At 47.2% G+C, this 18698-nt stretch carries 11 protein-coding genes, 1 tRNA gene and 1 pseudogene; 3 read left to right on the top strand and 10 right to left on the bottom strand.

Going from position 1 to position 18698, the window contains the following annotated elements; all coding sequences use genetic code 11:
• Window positions 1–1185, top strand: a complete 1185-nt coding sequence (locus Q4Q57_RS09745) for a recombinase (RefSeq protein WP_012089466.1) — start codon at window positions 1–3, stop codon at window positions 1183–1185.
• 163 nt (window positions 1186–1348) lie between these two features.
• Here Q4Q57_RS09745 and Q4Q57_RS09740 read toward each other — a convergent pair.
• Window positions 1349–1425, bottom strand: a tRNA-Pro gene (locus tag Q4Q57_RS09740).
• Between the two features lie 496 nt (window positions 1426–1921).
• Between Q4Q57_RS09740 and Q4Q57_RS09735 the strand changes: the two genes are divergently transcribed.
• Entirely contained in the window at window positions 1922–4102 is a 2181-nt protein-coding gene (locus tag Q4Q57_RS09735; RefSeq protein ID WP_311890698.1) for a diguanylate cyclase, read from the top strand.
• A 98-nt stretch (window positions 4103–4200) separates the two neighbouring features.
• On the opposite strand, the gene Q4Q57_RS09730 is transcribed toward Q4Q57_RS09735, so the two are convergent.
• Window positions 4201–5679 carry an alpha/beta fold hydrolase gene (locus Q4Q57_RS09730; RefSeq protein WP_311890697.1) on the bottom strand — a complete coding sequence of 493 codons (1479 nt, stop codon included), beginning with the start codon at window positions 5677–5679 and terminating at the stop codon, window positions 4201–4203.
• 185 nt (window positions 5680–5864) lie between these two features.
• Here Q4Q57_RS09730 and Q4Q57_RS09725 point away from each other — a divergent pair.
• Window positions 5865–6346, top strand: a pseudogene (locus tag Q4Q57_RS09725) (DUF6942 family protein).
• Between the two features lie 260 nt (window positions 6347–6606).
• Here the strand turns inward: Q4Q57_RS09725 and nadE are convergent.
• The 8 genes from nadE to Q4Q57_RS09685 all read right to left on the bottom strand — a co-directional run bounded on the left by nadE (window position 6607) and on the right by Q4Q57_RS09685 (window position 18442).
• Window positions 6607–7437 (bottom strand): ammonia-dependent NAD(+) synthetase, encoded by an 831-nt coding sequence (nadE, locus tag Q4Q57_RS09720; protein WP_311890696.1) that lies wholly within the window; start codon window positions 7435–7437, stop codon window positions 6607–6609.
• 201 nt (window positions 7438–7638) lie between these two features.
• Window positions 7639–8943: an inosine/guanosine kinase gene (locus Q4Q57_RS09715; RefSeq protein WP_006086215.1), complete on the bottom strand. Its 1305-nt coding sequence runs from the start codon at window positions 8941–8943 to the stop codon at window positions 7639–7641.
• 163 nt (window positions 8944–9106) lie between these two features.
• Window positions 9107–10111 carry a ferrochelatase gene (gene hemH, locus Q4Q57_RS09710; protein WP_311890695.1) on the bottom strand — a complete coding sequence of 335 codons (1005 nt, stop codon included), beginning with the start codon at window positions 10109–10111 and terminating at the stop codon, window positions 9107–9109.
• A gap of 111 nt (window positions 10112–10222) precedes the next feature.
• The gene (gene adk / locus Q4Q57_RS09705) at window positions 10223–10867 is read right to left on the bottom strand and encodes an adenylate kinase (protein ID WP_006082054.1); all 645 of its coding nucleotides are present in this window, start codon (window positions 10865–10867) and stop codon (window positions 10223–10225) included.
• A gap of 140 nt (window positions 10868–11007) precedes the next feature.
• On the bottom strand, window positions 11008–11871 hold the full coding sequence (locus Q4Q57_RS09700) for a tetratricopeptide repeat protein (protein ID WP_311890694.1): 864 nt from the start codon (window positions 11869–11871) through the stop codon (window positions 11008–11010).
• A 301-nt stretch (window positions 11872–12172) separates the two neighbouring features.
• A complete protein-coding gene (htpG, locus tag Q4Q57_RS09695) occupies window positions 12173–14086 on the bottom strand; it encodes a molecular chaperone HtpG (RefSeq protein ID WP_311890693.1) in 1914 nt (637 codons plus the stop codon).
• A 181-nt stretch (window positions 14087–14267) separates the two neighbouring features.
• Complete coding sequence (locus tag Q4Q57_RS09690; RefSeq protein ID WP_006082057.1) at window positions 14268–17363, bottom strand: efflux RND transporter permease subunit; 3096 nt, start codon at window positions 17361–17363, stop codon at window positions 14268–14270.
• Window positions 17360–18442, bottom strand: coding sequence for an efflux RND transporter periplasmic adaptor subunit (locus Q4Q57_RS09685; protein ID WP_259510572.1), 1083 nt, complete (start codon window positions 18440–18442; stop codon window positions 17360–17362). The genes Q4Q57_RS09690 and Q4Q57_RS09685 overlap by 4 nt, the downstream gene beginning before the upstream one ends.
• Between the last annotated feature and the right edge of the window lie 256 nt (window positions 18443–18698).

Here is an 18698-nt window from a genome sequence, read left to right as displayed (position 1 = left end):
ATGGTGCGCCCAAAAATGCCGGTAAATAAGAATCTTCCTTCATATCTAAGATATGAGATCGACTCTGGCGTTTACCGCTTTACCCTGATTAACGGTATTAGGAAATCACTGGGTAAAGATAAAATCCAAGCAATACAGATAGCAAATGAATATAACCGGATCATGCGCCCAAGTTCTGGGTTGATTGTAGATGACCTGATAAAGGCTTCGGGCGGTATTGAATCTGAGCAGCAACTTCCTTTTGCTGATCATGTTGACCGTTTGATGGAGATCATTTTCAAAGAGGAGTCACCCAGTAAGCAATTCGCTAGCACTATGCTAAACGATGCGTCGAGAGTGAAGGAGTACTTCAAGGCTATACCAAGCCAGGATATTGGCCTTGAGCATATTAATGGATTTCTTAACCAGTACCATCCTAACGCGAGTGCGAATGTGCATAATCGCAAACTGGGTTTCATTGAAAAGTTGATTAATTACGCCATTGATCAATCGCTGATGGTTGATAACCCTGCCGCCAAAAAGATGAAAAAGCGTAAAACCAAAGGCAAAGAACGCCAACGCTTAAGTTTGGATGCTTTCAAACTTATCCACGCTGCGGCGCCACTTTGGTTACAAACAGCAATGGAGTTAGCGCTTCAAGCATCACAGGCAAGGTTAGAAATTTCTCGAATTAAGTACAGCATTAAAAAACCTAAGGATGGGCAATGCGGCTGTATTTGGTTTGAGGCTCCGGTTGATGGGATTTATGGAACGCTGTTTATCCATAGGCAAAAAGTTGAGGAAAAGGAAGCTAGCCATGTCGCTATCCCTATTGGTCAGGAGATTAAAGGGATTATAGATAGAAGCCGTGATGGGATTTTATGCCCGTATGTTGTTCATCGGGTTCCTGAGCGAAATACTAGGCAAAGCGCTGAAACAAACCATCGTTATCAGCTTGATCCAAACTACCTTAGCAGAGCATTTTCTGCGGTAAGGGATGACATTGGATTATTTAGTCACCTTGAAGTTAATCAGCGGCCGACTTTTCATGAAATCCGCGCCCTATCTGCAAGACTGTTTTCGGATATGGGGATTGATCCTCAAGGCCGCATGGCGCATACCGATTCGAAGTCTACCAAGGTCTATGTTCGTGATCATTTGGAATGGACTGAGGTACCACATGCAGAGATTAACATGGCAAATTAGCCTAGAAAAACTAAGGCAAACGGGCCTGAATGGCCTCGGTTATTGAAAGCCTGTTTGACCTGAGTTCGACCATAGTTTGACCGCTTAAAAATGAATATTAAAATCGGATTAAAATAAAAAAGCCTGCAAACTATTAAGTTTACAGGCTTTTTTATTTTGAATTTGGTCGGTATGAGAGGATTCGAACCTCCGACCCCTGACACCCCATGACAGTGCGCTACCGGGCTGCGCTACATACCGAAATTGTTTAAGTGAATTGTATTATTAGCGCTGACTTAGTCCGTTATAACGTACTGGCTATTTCAAGCTAATTTTTTAAATCACTTATCACCTAAGATACTGTTTATGGGGTTTATCTTAAGTGAGCCAGAACTGTAGCAATTGCCTTGCAACTGCGCAAGGGCTTCATGAGATCTCTTTGAACAACTGCTTAGTTTATGTTCTGAATGACACAATTTTCATCGATAACCGTTCGGAAATGGCCTTATCCATTGGTTATAGCATTCGTCAGCCTGCGACTGACGAGAATTGACCTATCTTCAGCGAAATCATCTAATGGCACTATTTGTTTCGACAATCCGTTTCGACAATCCATTTCTATCATCAGCTTCAACAATCTATTTACGTTATAGCTTTGTTTGGGGAGGTAATTGAATGACTGGGATAGAGGCGTTGGGTTTATTTGTGCCATAATCACAGACAGTTAACACAAGCCATTTTCTAAAGGGACTTTTCTTTGCATCTACCCGCCTTCCAAACCACCCATCTCAGACTGGCCATTATTTTTGGGGTATTCGGCTTAGCTCTGAATCTTTTTCCCATCCCTCTATTCGCTAATGTGCAATTGATTCTCGGCAACGTGGCCGTGGTGATAGTGGCAATACTCTTAGGGCCTTGGTATGCGTTGATCACCGCCCTATTTACCGCAACGGGGCTCATGATCGTGTGGTCGAGCCCGCACGTGTATTTACTGTTTTTACTCGAAGCATTATGGCTTGGTTTTGCAAGGCGCCGAGATATTCAAATACTCTATGCCAGTGTGAGTTATTGGGTATTATTGGGGATCCCGCTGTTAGCCATTTATGTGGCTGTCATTGCTAAAATGCCCGCCAGCCACATTCCTTTTACCGCGATAAAACAAGCCGTTAATGGCATGATTTACGCTGCAATTGGCGAACTCTGTGTGGTTGCTATTCCAAGCCTATGGCATTTTAAAGGCAAGCTGACCAATCTTAACCGGCGCACTTTTAGCTCGCAGCTCAGTTACTTGTTTACCTTAATCATTACTGTAAGTTTATTAGTTTCATCCTTAGCCTTTAATCACTTTTTTATTGATAAACAACAAGTGATGATTAATCGCAATCTGGACGATACGGCAACCCATTTGAGCCATGCAACCGACAACTATCTCGCTTACAACACCCAAGTCATCGCTAGTACCGCCAAGTTTTTGAGCCTGTCGAATGCAGACATCAATGAGTGGCAGGCATTACTTTCAAGCATACACGATAGTAATCAAGGTTTTAAAACCATGCTGATTGCGAATGAACAAGGCAACTTACTCGCAGCCAGTCCAATGGCCAATATAGTTGAGTTAGACCGCCTAGCAGAAATCCCTTCTGTGATGGATAGGGAATACTTTATCCAAGCGTTTTATAACCATAAAACCTTTGTATCACCCGCATTTATCGGTAGAGGTTTTGGTAATGACGTAATCGTTGCCATCAGTGCCCCCATTTTTAGTCCAAATGCTCCCAATCAAGCCAGAGGGATAGTCGAAGGCAGCTTAGATTTACGCTATTTTTCCAGCATAGATAAACAAAACCTGCACCATGAGCAGCAATCTATTTTACTGACCGATGAGAACAATAATCTGATTTATGCCTCCCAAGGGTTAGGACTCGCACCGTTCACCCCCTTGTCATTCAGCAAAGGCAGCGAGATATATCGCGCCCGGCTTCAACTGATGAACCTGCATAATCTAGATTCAAATACCCCTGAGTACATCTATGCCCAGCATAAGTTAAACAATGGGTGGCAACTCTATGTTTTAGAACCTTTTGTGCCGCTTTTAAAACTGGCTGAACGCCAATATGTCAACACGGTAATTTTGCTGTTTTGCTCCTTAGTCGGCGCCTTTTTTATTACTAAAGCCATCAGTAAGTTACTGACCGAACCTCTGTCGCTTTTAGCGCAGCATTTCGGTCCCGCTAAGCAAGAAAAAGCCAGCGACGAGAAGTTTGAGCATGATCTACTCGATAAAAGTACCCCTAAAGAGATCTATAGCTTGTATGAAAGTTTGGCCTCAAACCAGCAAACCTTACTCGAACACCAACAAGAACTTGAACAAAAAGTACAGCAGCGCACCCAAGATTTAGAGGCCGCTAATGTGAAATTAAAGGATTTAGCCGAGCGCGATCCGCTGACGAATCTCTATAATCGCCGCTATACCGAACACCAATTCCCGCTCATCCAACAGATGTGCGAGCGGGGTCAAGATGCCATGACACTTGCCATAATGGACTTGGACCACTTCAAACAAATCAATGATACTTATGGTCATTTGGGCGGCGACGAGTGTTTAAAAGTGGTTGCTAAACTCTTAACCTCGCTCTTCAAACGGGATATTGATTTAATCTCGCGCTACGGCGGCGAAGAGTTTCTACTGATTTTGCCTATGTGTAATGCCCTGAAAGTCGAAGCACATCTTAATGAATTTAAACAGCAACTCGCTGATACTGTGATAATCAATCCGCAGGATAATCGAAGCTTCAATGTCACGGCGAGTATTGGCGCTGTGATTGCCAATGCCACCTATAGCGACTCCTTAGAGTACTGGCTTAAACAGGCCGACAATAACTTGTACCTGGCAAAGGAACAGGGACGTGATCGGGTTGTTTGCAGCCTGATTGTTTAACTGGCGCTTGTTTAGGAGAAAGCTGTTGAAGAGGCAGTCGTTCAAAGGTAAAGAAGGTTAAGGCCAGATTAGCTGAGCGGTTAATCAATCACAAAATCCTAGTGCATATGGGCGAGTCGATACTCATCCATGCGCTCAAGTAGATACGGGAAAAAGGGATTCCATTTCTGGCGCAACATTTCCGATGCCGACACGCTATATAAACCGCGCTCTCCCCGTGAAGCCGTGGCACCGATTTGGATCCGATGTGAATCAGGTTGAATGATCGCGCCATAGAGGCCATCATCCACACCAAAGGGTAACGCAACATGGGACAAGGAATACACGCCGGCGGGCCAATACAGATCTAATGCACGCACTTGTTCATTGCCTTCTGTGACCACTTTACCCTGCGCAGCTAAACCAAAGCTACGCGCTTGAACTTGCGTGGTTTCGTGACTGATATTTTCCACCACAGTGCCGCGATAATGCAGCGCAGGACTATTGATACTCGCCAACAAGCCCGCCAGCGGATCATTAGATACCATTTTGGCATTCACATCGAGTCGGTTCATGTCGAACAGCACGAGCTCATGGCCTTTTTCTGGTAACGTTTGATACAGATTATTCACCACAGCCGAGGTTGAAACGGTTGCATCCACTACCGACTGAAAAGTGAGTATCGATGGAATTTGTGCCCTTTGCGGCAAAGTTAATCCAGCCAATAAACCTTGGTTACGTAGCGCTAATTGATACACCACATCGCCCGCATTGACCGCAAAAGAAGTGTATTTAAAGGGATCGTACTCCACTTGAATGCTGTTCCACTGCAGTTTATCCAGTTCCAGCAACCGGCCTATCCAACTCTGCCAGCGCGCGGCCGCCGCTAATGGCGCTAACCCTATGGCGGGAGAGATAAAAATCATCCCAGCATAATCTGGGTTCTTATCTTGACTGATACGTTCTAATTCATGGTTAAGCGCTACGGCGGCACCGGTCGAAAAGCCTACAACAAATAGCGGTTTACACTTCAGAGATTGCCGCATATGCGCTGTGGCTAAGTTCACCGCGGCGACAAGATCTTGCCAATAAACCTCAGTTAAGCCACTCGGAATGGTGCCATGCCCTGGCAATCTTAAACCCAGAACATGGGCTTTACCTTTAAAATGCGCTGCCACATTGGATAAGGCATAGGGCGAGTCTGACATGCCGTGGAGCAGCAATATCCCAAACTCGGCATCGGCTACGGGCCATTCATAACTGCGATTCCAATTTTGGGGCCAATGGGCAGGATCGGATAAGCTATTTTTGACATAGCGGTTCACGGGAGAGAATTCATTGGCAGGAATTTTTTGGACGACTTTGCGCTCAACTTCGGCGAATAAGCGCTCTTCTAGCGCTAAGTACTCATTAAAACTAGCGAGTTTAGTATTGTAATGGAACTCATTATCTAGCTCGACCGTATGCCATAACGACAATTCAGGGCGCGCATTGAGAAAGTAAATCCCGGTCGCGAGTAACGCCAGCGCTATGCCAATGCTCGCATACAATGCGGCTAAGAATAGGTGTTTTGTCGAACCTATGATGATGGCCTTCATGGCTGTTCCTACATAACAATAAGATAAAATGAGCAAGCCAATTATACGGTTAGAAAAAAACATCCTTCAAATTTTTTACCGTAATAACATCCACAGCCATAAACCGCGCTATTTTATTAACTGCATAAGCCCTAATTGGGTTAGGATCGAAAGCGCCTTATTCCAACGAAACTTATACGCTCTCGATGATTATCGGTAATCCCTACGCTAGCTTCGCCTACTATCTTCCTACTGCGCCGCTGATACCTGACAACTGGCATTACACTCAACCAGACGCTGTCGCGACTCTGATAGCGTTAAATGGCAATCATTGGCGTAAGATCTTCACTATTATGGCAAAAATCAGCGCGGTCGGAGAGGATTGGCGCAGCTATCGTGACCAAGTGTTACTCAAGCAAAATGAACTGATCTGCATAAGCGGCACTGAGTTGATGGCAAACACGAAGATCCATCTCATCGCGGGGCAAGTGGCTGCAAAGTGTTTAGGACTCACCATGTCTGCAAGCGATATCCATGCGCAGCATTTAACCGCCCAAAACAAATCCATAACCGCGATGACGCTTCCATCTTCGCAGGGGCAGCATTGTTTACTCACGCCCTATTTGGATTATGCCAATACCCAAACCAGCTGATCGCTCTGACACGGCAACACTTAGTCGTGCCATAATCCCTACAACAAGATGCCGTGGCTAAATGTTGCGACCAGATGCCACTGTCACAGGTCTCAGCAACATTCCTCTGCAACATCCCCCAGTGAGATGCCCCTGCAGGATAGCCAGCTTTAATGAATAATCGCAGCCAGTCTCCTCGTTACAGCGACGCCAACAGCTGTAAAGGCTGCCACTAGCTCAGCAACTAGGTAAAAAGACATAAAAAAGCACTCGTGAACTGAGTTCAAGCGAGTGCTTATTCGTGTACGATTTAGCGTTAGTCGTAGATCGTTGGGATAGGCTGACGCTTATGCTGCGTCGCCTTATAAATACCAATCAACTTGTCCTCAACCGCCTTGCCGACGTCTTTTCCCTCAAGGAAATCATCGATTTGGGCATAGGTTAGCCCCAGTGCGACTTCATCTTCGAGTAACGGTTTATTGTCTTCTAGATCCGCGGTCGGCGCTTTATGCACTAAAGACTCTGGCGCACCAAGATACGCGGCAAGTTGGCGAACCTGGCGCTTGTTAAGACCAAATAATGGCGCTAAATCGCAGGCACCATCGCCCCACTTGGTATAAAAACCTGTGATATTTTCGGCGCTGTGATCTGTCCCCACGACGAGTCCACCTACGAGTCCGGCGAGTTCGTATTGAGCGATCATCCGCATACGAGCTTTAACGTTACCCTTAACAAAATCCACTTTTGCCACATCGGGCAAAGGCAATCCAGCTTCGGCTAACGCGGCGACGGTAGCGCTGTGTACGCCATCAACACCTTGATGCACATTCACTGTGACCAATTTAGAGGGCTGAATAAACTGACAGGCTAATTGCGCCTCATGCTCATCTTTTTGGATCTGATAGGGTAAACGCACGGCGACAAACTGGTAACCGCCTTGGCTATTTTCGTGGTTTAGACTGTCCACCGCCAACTGACACAAACGCCCAGCGGTAGAAGAATCCACCCCACCGCTGATCCCTAATACCAATGCCTTGCTGCGCGCTTCTTTTAGTTTGGTTTTAATAAACGCGACCCGACGTTGCACTTCGAACTCTGGCTCTATGGCCGTGAGTACTTTCATTTCTCTTAAGATTTGCGCTTTCACCGAAAATTCCACCTTAAATAATCGCTTTATTTGGACTATCTGAACCCGACTAACGTTAACATTTATTCGCAACTGCCTGTAGTTAAAATTAGCGCTTGGCCGATTGATTGTTGATAAACGCCATAAAAATAAGGGCAACAACGGTTTGCCGTTATTGCCCTAGCGTAAATCAGTCAGCTTAATACCAATACAGGTACTGGCTTATCTTTCCCAGTAGGATTCTTCTAAGCTGTCTTCGCGCTCAGGTAAACCACGGGATAAACGCGGACTATGCTGGGCTAATACTTCATAGGCGACGCGGTTAGCGTACTTACATACTTGAGAAAACGAGGAATAACACAGGCCATCGCGCTTATGTTTACTCGAACCCGGCACGTTAGTCTTGTGAAAAGTATTAGCCGCCAGATCGTGCAATAACGCCGATAACGCGCCATCACCTGCCCCATTAGTATTCCCAATTTTTTCTGGACCGCCCATATAAGGTGAAATGTGGGCAAACACTTTGATTGGTGTTTCACAGTCATTCTTAAGCTTTGGACGGGAGAACTCATAACGGTTAAATTCTGGGATCGCGCCCGGCAACAAGGTATGAACGGTTTCGCGCTTTTCAGAATCTTCAGTATAACCCGCAGTATAAAGCCCGATTGGACCCGCTGTGGTTAATACCATGTCACACCATTCCAAGGCTTTTTCACTGGCGAGCAGAGGATCCCGTGAACCGGTTAAGGCTTCACCTTCATCTTCATTCATCGCCAAAATGGTGACATGTTCTTTGATGAAGTTTTGCCACCATTGCGGATCTTCTTCAATCAAAAAACGCGTGCCTAAGGTCAATACTACCGGCACCTCGGCGGCTTTTGCGTATTCGATGGCGCACATGGCCGCATCGGTAATACGGTCGCCATCGCTGGCGCGCATTAAATATGCGGTCAGCACTAAGGCAGAGCTGCCCTGTATTACATCTTTATCAATATATTCAGGCGTGAGTTTATCCATCGAGCCTTTGCTAATCGCAAATGTCCGCTCGCCACACTCAGAAATCAAGGTAAAACAGCGACCGATAGGGCCATCTACAGGCTGTAGAAAGTTAAGGTCGACTTTAGAAGAGGTATTACATAAATAGCGATAAGCGTAACTGCCCACTTCGATATTCTGACTCATCACCCCGAATAACACTGAACGGTCATCGGCCAGAATAGAATAATTGTGCACTGTGTTGCCAATCGTGCCACCAGCAAATTCATCGCTAATCAAGCCATGAATTTTTAACTCAGTGTAGAGTCTGTGGGCCTGTTCATCATTGATCAGGGTCGAGTTGCCTTTTGGTAAGCCATAACGGCTCAGCAATTCGTCCTCCACTTTCGCTTCGATATCCACTAAAGTTTGATCAATACCGCTGATATAGGTCGCAAACGGCTGAGGCTGTTGAGTCAGCTGTTCAAGCAGCGGATCTCGGGTTTTAACCGGAAAATAATGTTTTGATTTACGCTGACCGGGAAACTTCATAGTGGCTCTCTTTTCCTGGCATCCATGCTAATTGGCGTCTGCCGAGGCGGTCAAGCCAAGCAGCATCCTAAAAATATTGAGTCTAGGCTAGCGAGACAAAAAAACCACCCCTTAGCCGGAAGGGCGCAGATTCTATCACAAAATCAGTTCGAAGCCAGTGCTCCTATACCCAAGATACCGCTTGTTCTTGGATTAATTGCCGTAATAATTCAATGTGTGATTCATCGTCGTTCAAACAAGGGATAAACCGATAGTCGCTGCCACCCGCATGTAAAAAGGTTTCTTTCGCACCGATGGAGATTTCTTCTAAGGTTTCGAGGCAATCGGTCGCAAACGCAGGGCAAATCACATCGACACTTTTGATCCCTTGCGCAGGTAACTCGGTCAATAGTTTATCGGCGTAGGGCGTGAGCCATTCTTCGCGGCCAAAGCGCGATTGGAAGCACACCTGCCATTGCGACTCGCTCAGCTCAAGTTTTTGCGCCAACAGTTTAGCCGTGACAAAACACTGCTCACGGTATGGATCGCCCTCTTTCACATAACGCAGTGGAATACCATGAAATGACAAGAGCAACTTGTCGGCCTGCCCATGGGTTTTCCAGTGGCGCGTCACACTGTGTGCCAGCGCAGCAATATAAGCGCTATGGTCAAAATAGTCTTTATTAAAGCGAACCTGCGGCATGTCACGCACGGTTTTAAGATAACGGGCAACGGCATCGAATACACTTGCCACCGTCGAGCAGGAATATTGGGGATACAAAGGCAGCACAACAATGCGCTCTGCCCCTTGGTCTTTCAGGCGCTCAAATCCCGCATCGATGGAGGGATTGCCGTAACTCATACCCAGTTCAACAGGAATGGTCTGGTTAAACGTGGCACTTAAGTCCACCGCCAGCTTTTGTGCTTGGCGTGCACTTATCACCATCAAGGGCGAGCCTTCCGGCGTCCACACGCTTTGGTAGAGTTTGGCGACTTTCGCCGGACGGGTGTTGAGGATAATGCCGTTCAGCAGCGGTTGCCAAATCCACGGCGATAAATCAACGACACGCGGATCACTTAAAAACTGCCTTAAAAATCGTTTTACGGCCTTAGGGCTAGGTTCATCAGGCGTGCCGAGGTTAACCAATAACACACCAAAAGCAGGGGAAGGATTCAACGTTAGGCTCATGGTTAATGAAGTTCACTTGGAGGCTAACATTGCGATACCCATAAAAAAAGCCTGCATCGGCAGGCTTTTTTCTAATATGAGAACTCGTTCTCGTAAATTATGCTTTTTCGGTTATTTCAACACGCTGGCAAGCTGCTCACTCACTGCCGCAACCGATTGAGTACCGTCAAACTTGTTGTATTGAGTTTGACCAGCTGCAGCCACTTTACCGTAGTATTCAACCAGAGGCTTAGTTTGCTCGTGGTAAATCGCAAGACGTTTACGCACTGTGCTTTCTTCGTCATCTGGACGAATAGCTAAATCTTCGCCCGTTACGTCGTCTTTACCTTCCACTTTAGGTGGATTGAAAACCACATGGTAAACACGGCCAGAACCTGGGTGAACACGGCGACCGCTCATGCGCTTAACGATTTCTTCGTCTGGCACGTCGATTTCAATCACGTGATCAATGCTAATACCGTTTGCCGCCATCGCATCCGCTTGTGGAATAGTACGTGGGAAACCGTCTAACAAGAAACCTTTAACACAGTCTTCCTGTGCGATACGCTCTTTAACCAGACCGATGATCAGATCATCAGAAACCAGTTGACCAGCATCCATCACTTTCTTCGCTTCCAAACCCAGTGGAGTACCGGCTTTTACCGCGGCACGTAACATATCACCAGTGGAAATTTGTGGGATACCATACTGTTCCATAATGAACTGGGCCTGGGTACCTTTACCGGCACCTGGGGCGCCCAATAGGATAATGCGCATCTCAAGAGTCCTCTTTTCGCATTGATATTCTTCTTAGGGCGGCGATCTTCGCACATCTGGCCGCCATTGAGAAGGGTTTTAGCTTCGACTTTAGCCTCAGAAACCGCAAATAAACTGCGGTTACTAAGCGATTTTTTTCATTAATAGAGCAAGGTATAGAGCTTACGGCGGTATTGATTGGCTATGGGATTACCTTGGCCAAGTGCCGTTAACACTTCCATAAATACTTGTTTTACAGTGCCATTTTCAGCACCTAAATCTTTACTGAGCACACCGAATAACAGATCTAATGCTTCATCATCGCGGTGGGCGGCATGCAATGCCTTACTCAGCTCGAGTAATAACACTAAATCTGTTGGATTTTGCTCAAACTTTTGCTGTAAATCGCGAATTTCAGGGGTATCCGCTGCATCTAGGGCAAGTGCGAGCTTAGCTTTTAAACTCTGGAAGTAACCGTCTTGGTCGGCAAGCCCGACTTTCTCAAGCATGGCTTGCGCTAGCACTAATTCGCCCTGCATCAGATACACATCGGCGAGCACTAAACTCACCTCACCCGCTTGATTTGAGCCTGCATGCGCGTCTTTAAGCAACACGGCAGCAGTGGCAAGATCCTCTGCACTCACTTGACTAAGGGCGAGTAATGCTTTGGCCTGTGCTAACTGTAACTGCCACATAGGCGGTAAATGTTTATCCAGCATGGCTGTGACTTGCACCGCATCTTGCAGGCCAGCAAAACCATCGACAGGCTGACCTTTATCCAATACTAACGTGGTCGGTAGACTTTGAATGCGAAAGTAATTGGCAATTTCTAATTCTGCTTCACAGTCAACTTTAGCGAGCACGAATCGACCCGCATTTTGCGCGGCAATTTGCTCTAAGGTGTGCAGCATAGCCACACTTTGTTCCTGCGGCTGTGCCCAAAATGCTAATACCACGATCTGCTGCATCGAGGCATCAACCACTTGCTGAATATTGTCTTTAGTCAGGCTGAGGATATTGTCCATAGTATTCCCTTAACGTTTAAGGCCTCAAACATAGGAGGCCTTATGCTTTTAAAACTAAGTGTTAGCACTCAGTTTCAACGCGCTATTTTAAAATCGTTGTCTTAACAGCTTGTATACCCAAGCAACCTGAAGAGTCGAGTTTCAGAGCGCCTAGGGTGCTTCAATTCAAGGCGCATCAATGTCAGAATGTCGACCACCTTTTGAATTGATGCAACACGGAAGTGGAGTGCTCTAGGCACAAACCACTCTTCCTGCACTAGAAACAATATCGGGGCCGTTCAAAAAAGGCCCCGATAGTCATTTACTTCATGTTAGCCAGTAACATTTGGTTCATCAGCTTGATAAAGGCCGATGGGTCCGCAAGGCTACCTTTTTCAGATAATTGCGCCTGTTGCAGCAGCAGATTCGACCAATCCGCGAAGGCGGCTTCATCTTGAAGATCATTTAAGCGCGACACTAATGGGTGCGCTGGGTTAATCTCAAATGTCGGCTTCACTTCTGGCACTGGTTGACCGGCAGCTTGCATCAGCTTGATCATCTGAGTCGACATTTCGCCTTCACCCGCCACTACACAGGCTGGGGTGTCGGTTAAGCGTGACGTGACTTTCACATCCGCAACAGTCGAGCCTAATGCCGCTTTAATGCGTTCAACTAAAGCTACAGATTCTTGCTCAAGCTTTTCTTGCGCTTCTTTTTCAGATGCATCTTCCAGCTCGCCAAGTTCTAAATCACCACGAGTCACTGAGTGCAGTTGTTTCTCTTTGTACTCAGTTAAGTGGTTGATTAGCCACTCGTCGATACGCTCTGACATCAGTAAGACTTCGATGCCTTTCTTACGTAACAACTCTAAATGTGGGCTGTTAGCGGCGGCTTCATGGCTATCGGCAACGATGTAATAAATCTTAGTTTGGCCTTCTTTCATGCGGCTGATGTAGTCATCGAGTGACACAGTCGGCGCAGCACTGCCCGTATGGGTCGAGGCAAAACGTAATAAGCCAGCGATACGTTCACGGTTGGCGAAATCTTCCGCTGGCCCTTCTTTCAGCACTTGACCAAATTCTGCCCAGAACTGTTGATATTTTTCCGCATCGTCTTTCGCCAGTTTTTCCAGCATGCCAAGCACACGTTTGGTGATACCAGTACGCATCGCTTTGGTCACGTGGTTATCCTGCAGAATTTCGCGGGATACGTTCAGCGGCAAATCGTTTGAGTCAATTAAGCCCTGCACGAAGCGCAGATAAGATGGCATAAATTGCTCGGCGTCATCCATGATGAACACACGTTGCACAAACAGTTTCAGGCCGTGCTTACGATCGCGGTTCCACATATCCCAAGGTGCTTTGGCAGGAATATACAATAGGTTAGTGTATTCTTGCTTACCTTCTACCCGATTATGGCTCCACAGTAGCGCGTCGGTATAATCGTGGGAAATGTGTTTGTAAAATTCTTGATACTCTTCGTCACTGATGTCAGCTTTGCTGCGCATCCACAAAGCAGTCGCTTTGTTCATGACTTTCCATTGACCTTCGGTCGCAGGAATTTTTTCGCCATCTGGACCATCACGCTCTGGCGTACCCTCTTGCCACATTTCGACCGGCACAGAGATATGATCTGAGTATTTAGTGATGATCGAGCGCAGGCGCCAATCATCGGCAAATTCTTTTTCTTCATCACGCAGGTGCAGGGTGATTTCAGTACCACGGCTCGCCTTAGTAATGGTATCAACGGTGAAGCTACCCTCGCCTTCTGATTCCCACAATACGGCCTCATCAGCCTTATGACCGGCAGCGCGAGTACGAACCGTGACTTTTTTTGCCACGATAAAGGCTGAATAGAAACCGACACCGAATTGGCCGATTAACTGTGAATCCTTTGAAGATTCGCCCGATAGATTTTTAAAGAAATCAGCGGTGCCTGATTTTGCGATTGTGCCTAAATGCTCAATTACGCCGTCACGGGTCATACCCACGCCGTTGTCTTCAATGGTCACAGTGCCTTTTTCTTTATCGGCACTGATTCGGACTCGCAGTTCACCGTCGCCTTCGTACAGAGCGTCATTGGTCAACGCCAGATAACGCAGCTTGTCCGCTGCATCCGCAGCGTTGGAGACCAGTTCACGCAAGAAAATTTCTTTGTTGGAATACAAAGAGTGGATCATCAAATGCAACAGCTGTTTGACTTCTGTTTGAAAACCATGAGTTTCTTGTTGTGACATGAAATTTTCCTTTATTTGTTACGCAATTTGGTAAAAGTAACGCTTAGTGTTTACTAAATGGGGCTCCAAATTTGCTTTTCAAGGGCAAGGGCTAAAACGAGGTTCGAATGGCTAAAAATAAGGCGCTTGATGAATACCAAGCGCCTTATATGTGTGCTTTGAACATTAGCCGATGTAGGCGTTAGTCTTGGGCTAGTTCTTTTTCTAACTGTTGGGCTATGGCTTCGGGCGATCCACTGTTACGGGCAAAGAGTCCATAAGCGGCTGGGATCACGAAGATAGTGAATAGGGTTGCCAGTAAAATCCCCGACAACACAACCACACCAATCACAAAACGGGTTTCAGCGCCCGCGCCTGCGGCCATGACCAAAGGTACGGCGCCAGCGGCGGTGGTGATGCCAGTCATCAGAATAGGTCGTAGACGCTGCGCCGAGGCTTGGATAATCGCCTTATCAAAATCAACGCCTTTATCCCGCAATTGGTTCGCAAACTCGACAATCAAGATGCCGTTTTTGGCCGCCAACCCGACCAGCATAATAATGCCTATCTGACTGTAAATATTAAGACTCTGCCCCGTGAGCCACAAACCAATTAAGGCGCCCACGGTCGCCAGCGGCACAGTCAGCATGATCACCATAGGGTGAATGTAACTCTCGAACTGCGCCGCCAGCACGAGGAATACAATTCCCAGCGCGAGCAAGAACACGAAGTACATAGAGCTACCCGACTCTTGATAATCGAGGGATTGACCCTTATAGCTAATTACCGCCTCTGCAGGCAAATAAGCACGCGCCAATTGATTCATATAATCAAGGGCTTCACCTAGGCTATAACCATCTTCTAAACTGGCTTCTATGGTGATAGCGCGCATGCGGTTGTAACGGTTAAGCGAACTGGCGTCGGCAAACTCTTCCACCGTCACTAAGTTCGACAGCGGGATAAGTTCTTGAGTGCGCTCGGAACGTACATAGATGTTTTGCAGATCCGCTGCGGTATTTTGATTACCGCGCTCGCCTTCAATGATCACATCGTATTCTTCACCGTCACGCATAAAGGTCGTGACTAAGCGTGAGCCCAACATGGATTCCAACGTACGGCCAATATTTGAAATCGATACCCCAAGGCTAGCCGCTCTATCTCTGTCGATGACGACGCGAAGCTGCGGCTTAGTCTCTTTATAGTCGTGATCTAAACCGAGCAATTTAGGATTCTGTGCCGCCTTTTGCATCATAATATCGCGCCAGCGGGCCAGTTCTTCGTAGCTAGGTCCACCAATCACAAACTGCACGGGTTTACCCACGCCGCGGCCAAAGGCTTGGCGCATTACAGGAAACGCTTGCACCCCAGCAAGATCGGCAAGCCGTTTGTTAATATCTGCAATCACTTCTTTAACGGGGCGACGTTTGCCCCAATCTTCCAGCACGACGATGGCCATACCATTAGAGAAATCCGCCGAACGGCCAAAGCCACGGGGAGCACGGATCAGCAGACGTTTTATATCACCCGTGTCAACCAGCGGCATCAAGCGGTTTTCCACTTCATTCATGTAGGATTCTATGTATTCGTAACTCGCGCCTTGCGGTCCGTTAACCATCAAGAATAACGAACCTCGGTCTTCCTGCGGCGCAAATTCCTGCGGCACTTTTTGGACCAAATAGGCGCTAGAGCCTAACGCGATCAACACCAAAACCGACATCAATAACGGGTGGGCCATGGCGGATTTTAACGACAATTGATAACGGTTTGACACTTTGGTCATGATGCCGTCGACCTTACGCACCAACCAAGAATCCTGCGAGCTCGGCTTGAGTAACTTGGAACACATCATAGGTGTGAGCGTTAGCGCGACTATGCTTGAGAACAGCACTGCCGCACTCATGGTCACAGCAAACTCTTTGAATAGCTTACCTAAGTCGCCCTCAAGGAAAGTGATAGGCATAAACACCGCTACCAAGACTAAGGTGGTGGCGATGACCGCAAAGGCCACTTCACGCGCACCGAGGAAAGCGGCTTTGAGCGGTGAGTCCCCTTCTTCGATACGTCTATGGATGTTTTCTAGCATCACAATCGCATCGTCCACCACCATGCCGATGGCAAGGATCATCGCCAACAAGGTCAAGAGGTTGATGGTATAGCCAAGCGCATACAGCACAATAAAGGTGCCGAGCAAGGATACAGGCACAGTGATCGCGGGGATCAACATGGCGCGCACACTGCCAAGGAACAGATAAATTACGATAATCACTAAGACCATCGCAGTGAACAGGGTTTGGTACACTTCTTTAATCGAGGCTTCGATAAACACTGAGCTATCGTAGCTGCGCTTAATGGACATGCCCGCTGGCAAGGTTGGGTTAATTTTATCAACCAGTGCATTCACCGCGCGCGCCACTTCCAAGGTATTGGCGGTTGACTGCTTAGACACACCTAAACCTATCATCGCCTCTTTGTTACCACGGAACATAATCCGCTCTTCTTCAGAGCCAATTTCCACCCGCGCGACATCACCCAATTTAACTAAGTAACCGTCTTCCCCTTGGGTGATCACTAAGTTCGCGAAATCTTCTGCGGTGCGATAACCCCGCTCGAGCCTCACCGTAAAGTGCCGCTCCTTAGATTCAATCGAACCTGCGGGTAACTCGACGTTTTCGGCTCTAAGCGCAGCCTCTACATCGGCAACCGTTAAACTACGCGATGCCAAGGCTTGTCTGTCGAGCCATATCCGCATCGCATACACTTTACCGCCACCGATACGCATCCGCGCCACACCATCGACCACAGAAAAGCGGTCGGCTAAATAACGGTTAGTGTAATCGGTCAATTCGAGGGTCGTCATTTGATCCGACACCAAATTGAGCCACATGATCACTTCATCGCCGCCATTGGCTTTTTGCACTTCTGGGGGATCGGCTTCCTCGGGTAAATTGTCGAGTAAGCCAGAAATACGGTCGCGCACATCGTTAGCCGCATCTTCAATATTACGGCTAATATCAAACTCTAAGGTGACGGATGAACGGCCATCACTGCTCGATGAACTCACGTGCCGAATGCCTTCGACGCCGCTGATCCTGTCTTCAATCAATTGGGTAATGCGGCTTTCTACCACGGCGGCACTGGCGCCGCGGTAGTTAGTGTCGATAGACACCACAGGAGGATCGATGTTTGGGTATTCACGCAGGGGCAATTTATCAAAGGAGACAAGCCCAAAAGCGACCAGCAGCAAGCTGATCACTGAGGCAAATACGGGACGTTTTACTGAGAGATCAGTCAGGATCATACACTTGGCTCCGCGCTCGTATCCGCAAGATAACTAAACTTTTCCGCGAACTCCGTTTGCACTTTATCCCCAGGATGGACTTTCAATAAGCCACGGATCACCACGTTTTCACCCAAAGCTAAACCGTCTAAGATTTCCACCCAACCACGGGTACGAATCCCGATAGTGACTTGTTTACGCTCAATCACATTGTCGGCATTAACACTGTAAACATAGTGGTCGTTTTGGATCGGGATAATGGCAGATTCCGGCAACATCAAGGCTTCGCGGCTACGTTTGATGAGTTTTACCTTCATCAACATGCCCGGTAATAAACGCAGCTCAGGATTGGGGATTTCGGCGCGGACAATCACAGTGCGCGTCGTTGGGTTTACGCGGCTGTCAATCGAGGTCACCACGCCTTTGAAGGTAAAATCAGGAAAGGCCACGGCTTTAGCTTCGACTTTCTTACCTGGGGCTAAATCTTGAATAAAACGCTCAGGCACTGAAAAATCGAGTTTAATCTTAGAGATATCATCCAAGGTAGTGATCGCAGTGCCGGGCGATACTAGGCTGCCGACACTGATTTGGCGTAAACCTAAACGGCCATTAAAAGGCGCCAGAATACTGCGATCATTGAGTGATGCTTGCGCCTGCTCAAGCTCTGCGCGGGTGGTATCGATAAGGGTTTGTAATCTGTCGCGTTCTAACTCTGCCACTGTGCGGCTGGTGACTAACGAACTGATACGGTTGAATTCACGTTGATTATCACTGACTTTAACTTGCGCGGCTTTTACCTTAGCAATCTGTTCCGCATTTTGCAGTTGGACTAACAAGTCCCCCTTCTTAACTATGTCGCCATCATCAAACTTAAGTGCTATCACCATGTCGGTGACTTTAGGGGTTATGGTCACAGATTCTGCGGCTTTATTGGTGCCGATGGCTTCCACTTCATCGCGAATAGGTGCCATGGCAGCAGTGGCGATCACTACGTTAGGCATGAGTTTCATTTGCGCGGTGGCAATCTCTTGCGGTTGCATGGCTTGATATCCAAACCATGCCGCGGCCAATAGGGCGATTATTAGAATAATTTTTTTCATCGGGCTTCCAAGGGATGACTCGCATTAATGACGGCTAGTTTACTCACTCACATCATCGCATCAATACGTTTTACTTTTTCTTACAAATTACGCCAATAGCGCAAAATATGTGTGATTAAGTCTCTTTGGCGATATACATGGCGGAGTGGCCAGAATGCAGTACGATAATGAGGGTGGTTAGTGATTAGCTCTGCAATTGATAAATCCAGCGGAGTTTATTGCTAAAACCATTTAAAAATTATTGATATATAGACAA

The organism is Shewanella sp. SP2S2-6, from assembly GCF_031931965.1.
Lineage (GTDB): Bacteria > Pseudomonadota > Gammaproteobacteria > Enterobacterales > Shewanellaceae > Shewanella > Shewanella baltica.
This window is presented reverse-complemented; position numbering and strand designations above follow the sequence as displayed.

Coding starts and splice junctions, on each gene's coding strand:
- Q4Q57_RS09715 (WP_006086215.1), bottom strand. CDS start 8,943: ATGAAGTTTCCCGGTCAGCGTAAATCAAAACATTATTTTCCGGTTAAA.
- Q4Q57_RS09730 (WP_311890697.1), bottom strand. CDS start 5,679: ATGAAGGCCATCATCATAGGTTCGACAAAACACCTATTCTTAGCCGCA.
- hemH (WP_311890695.1), bottom strand. CDS start 10,111: ATGAGCCTAACGTTGAATCCTTCCCCTGCTTTTGGTGTGTTATTGGTT.
- Q4Q57_RS09690 (WP_006082057.1), bottom strand. CDS start 17,363: ATGATCCTGACTGATCTCTCAGTAAAACGTCCCGTATTTGCCTCAGTG.
- adk (WP_006082054.1), bottom strand. CDS start 10,867: ATGCGCATTATCCTATTGGGCGCCCCAGGTGCCGGTAAAGGTACCCAG.
- Q4Q57_RS09745 (WP_012089466.1), top strand. CDS start 1: ATGGTGCGCCCAAAAATGCCGGTAAATAAGAATCTTCCTTCATATCTA.
- htpG (WP_311890693.1), bottom strand. CDS start 14,086: ATGTCACAACAAGAAACTCATGGTTTTCAAACAGAAGTCAAACAGCTG.
- Q4Q57_RS09700 (WP_311890694.1), bottom strand. CDS start 11,871: ATGGACAATATCCTCAGCCTGACTAAAGACAATATTCAGCAAGTGGTT.
- Q4Q57_RS09685 (WP_259510572.1), bottom strand. CDS start 18,442: ATGAAAAAAATTATTCTAATAATCGCCCTATTGGCCGCGGCATGGTTT.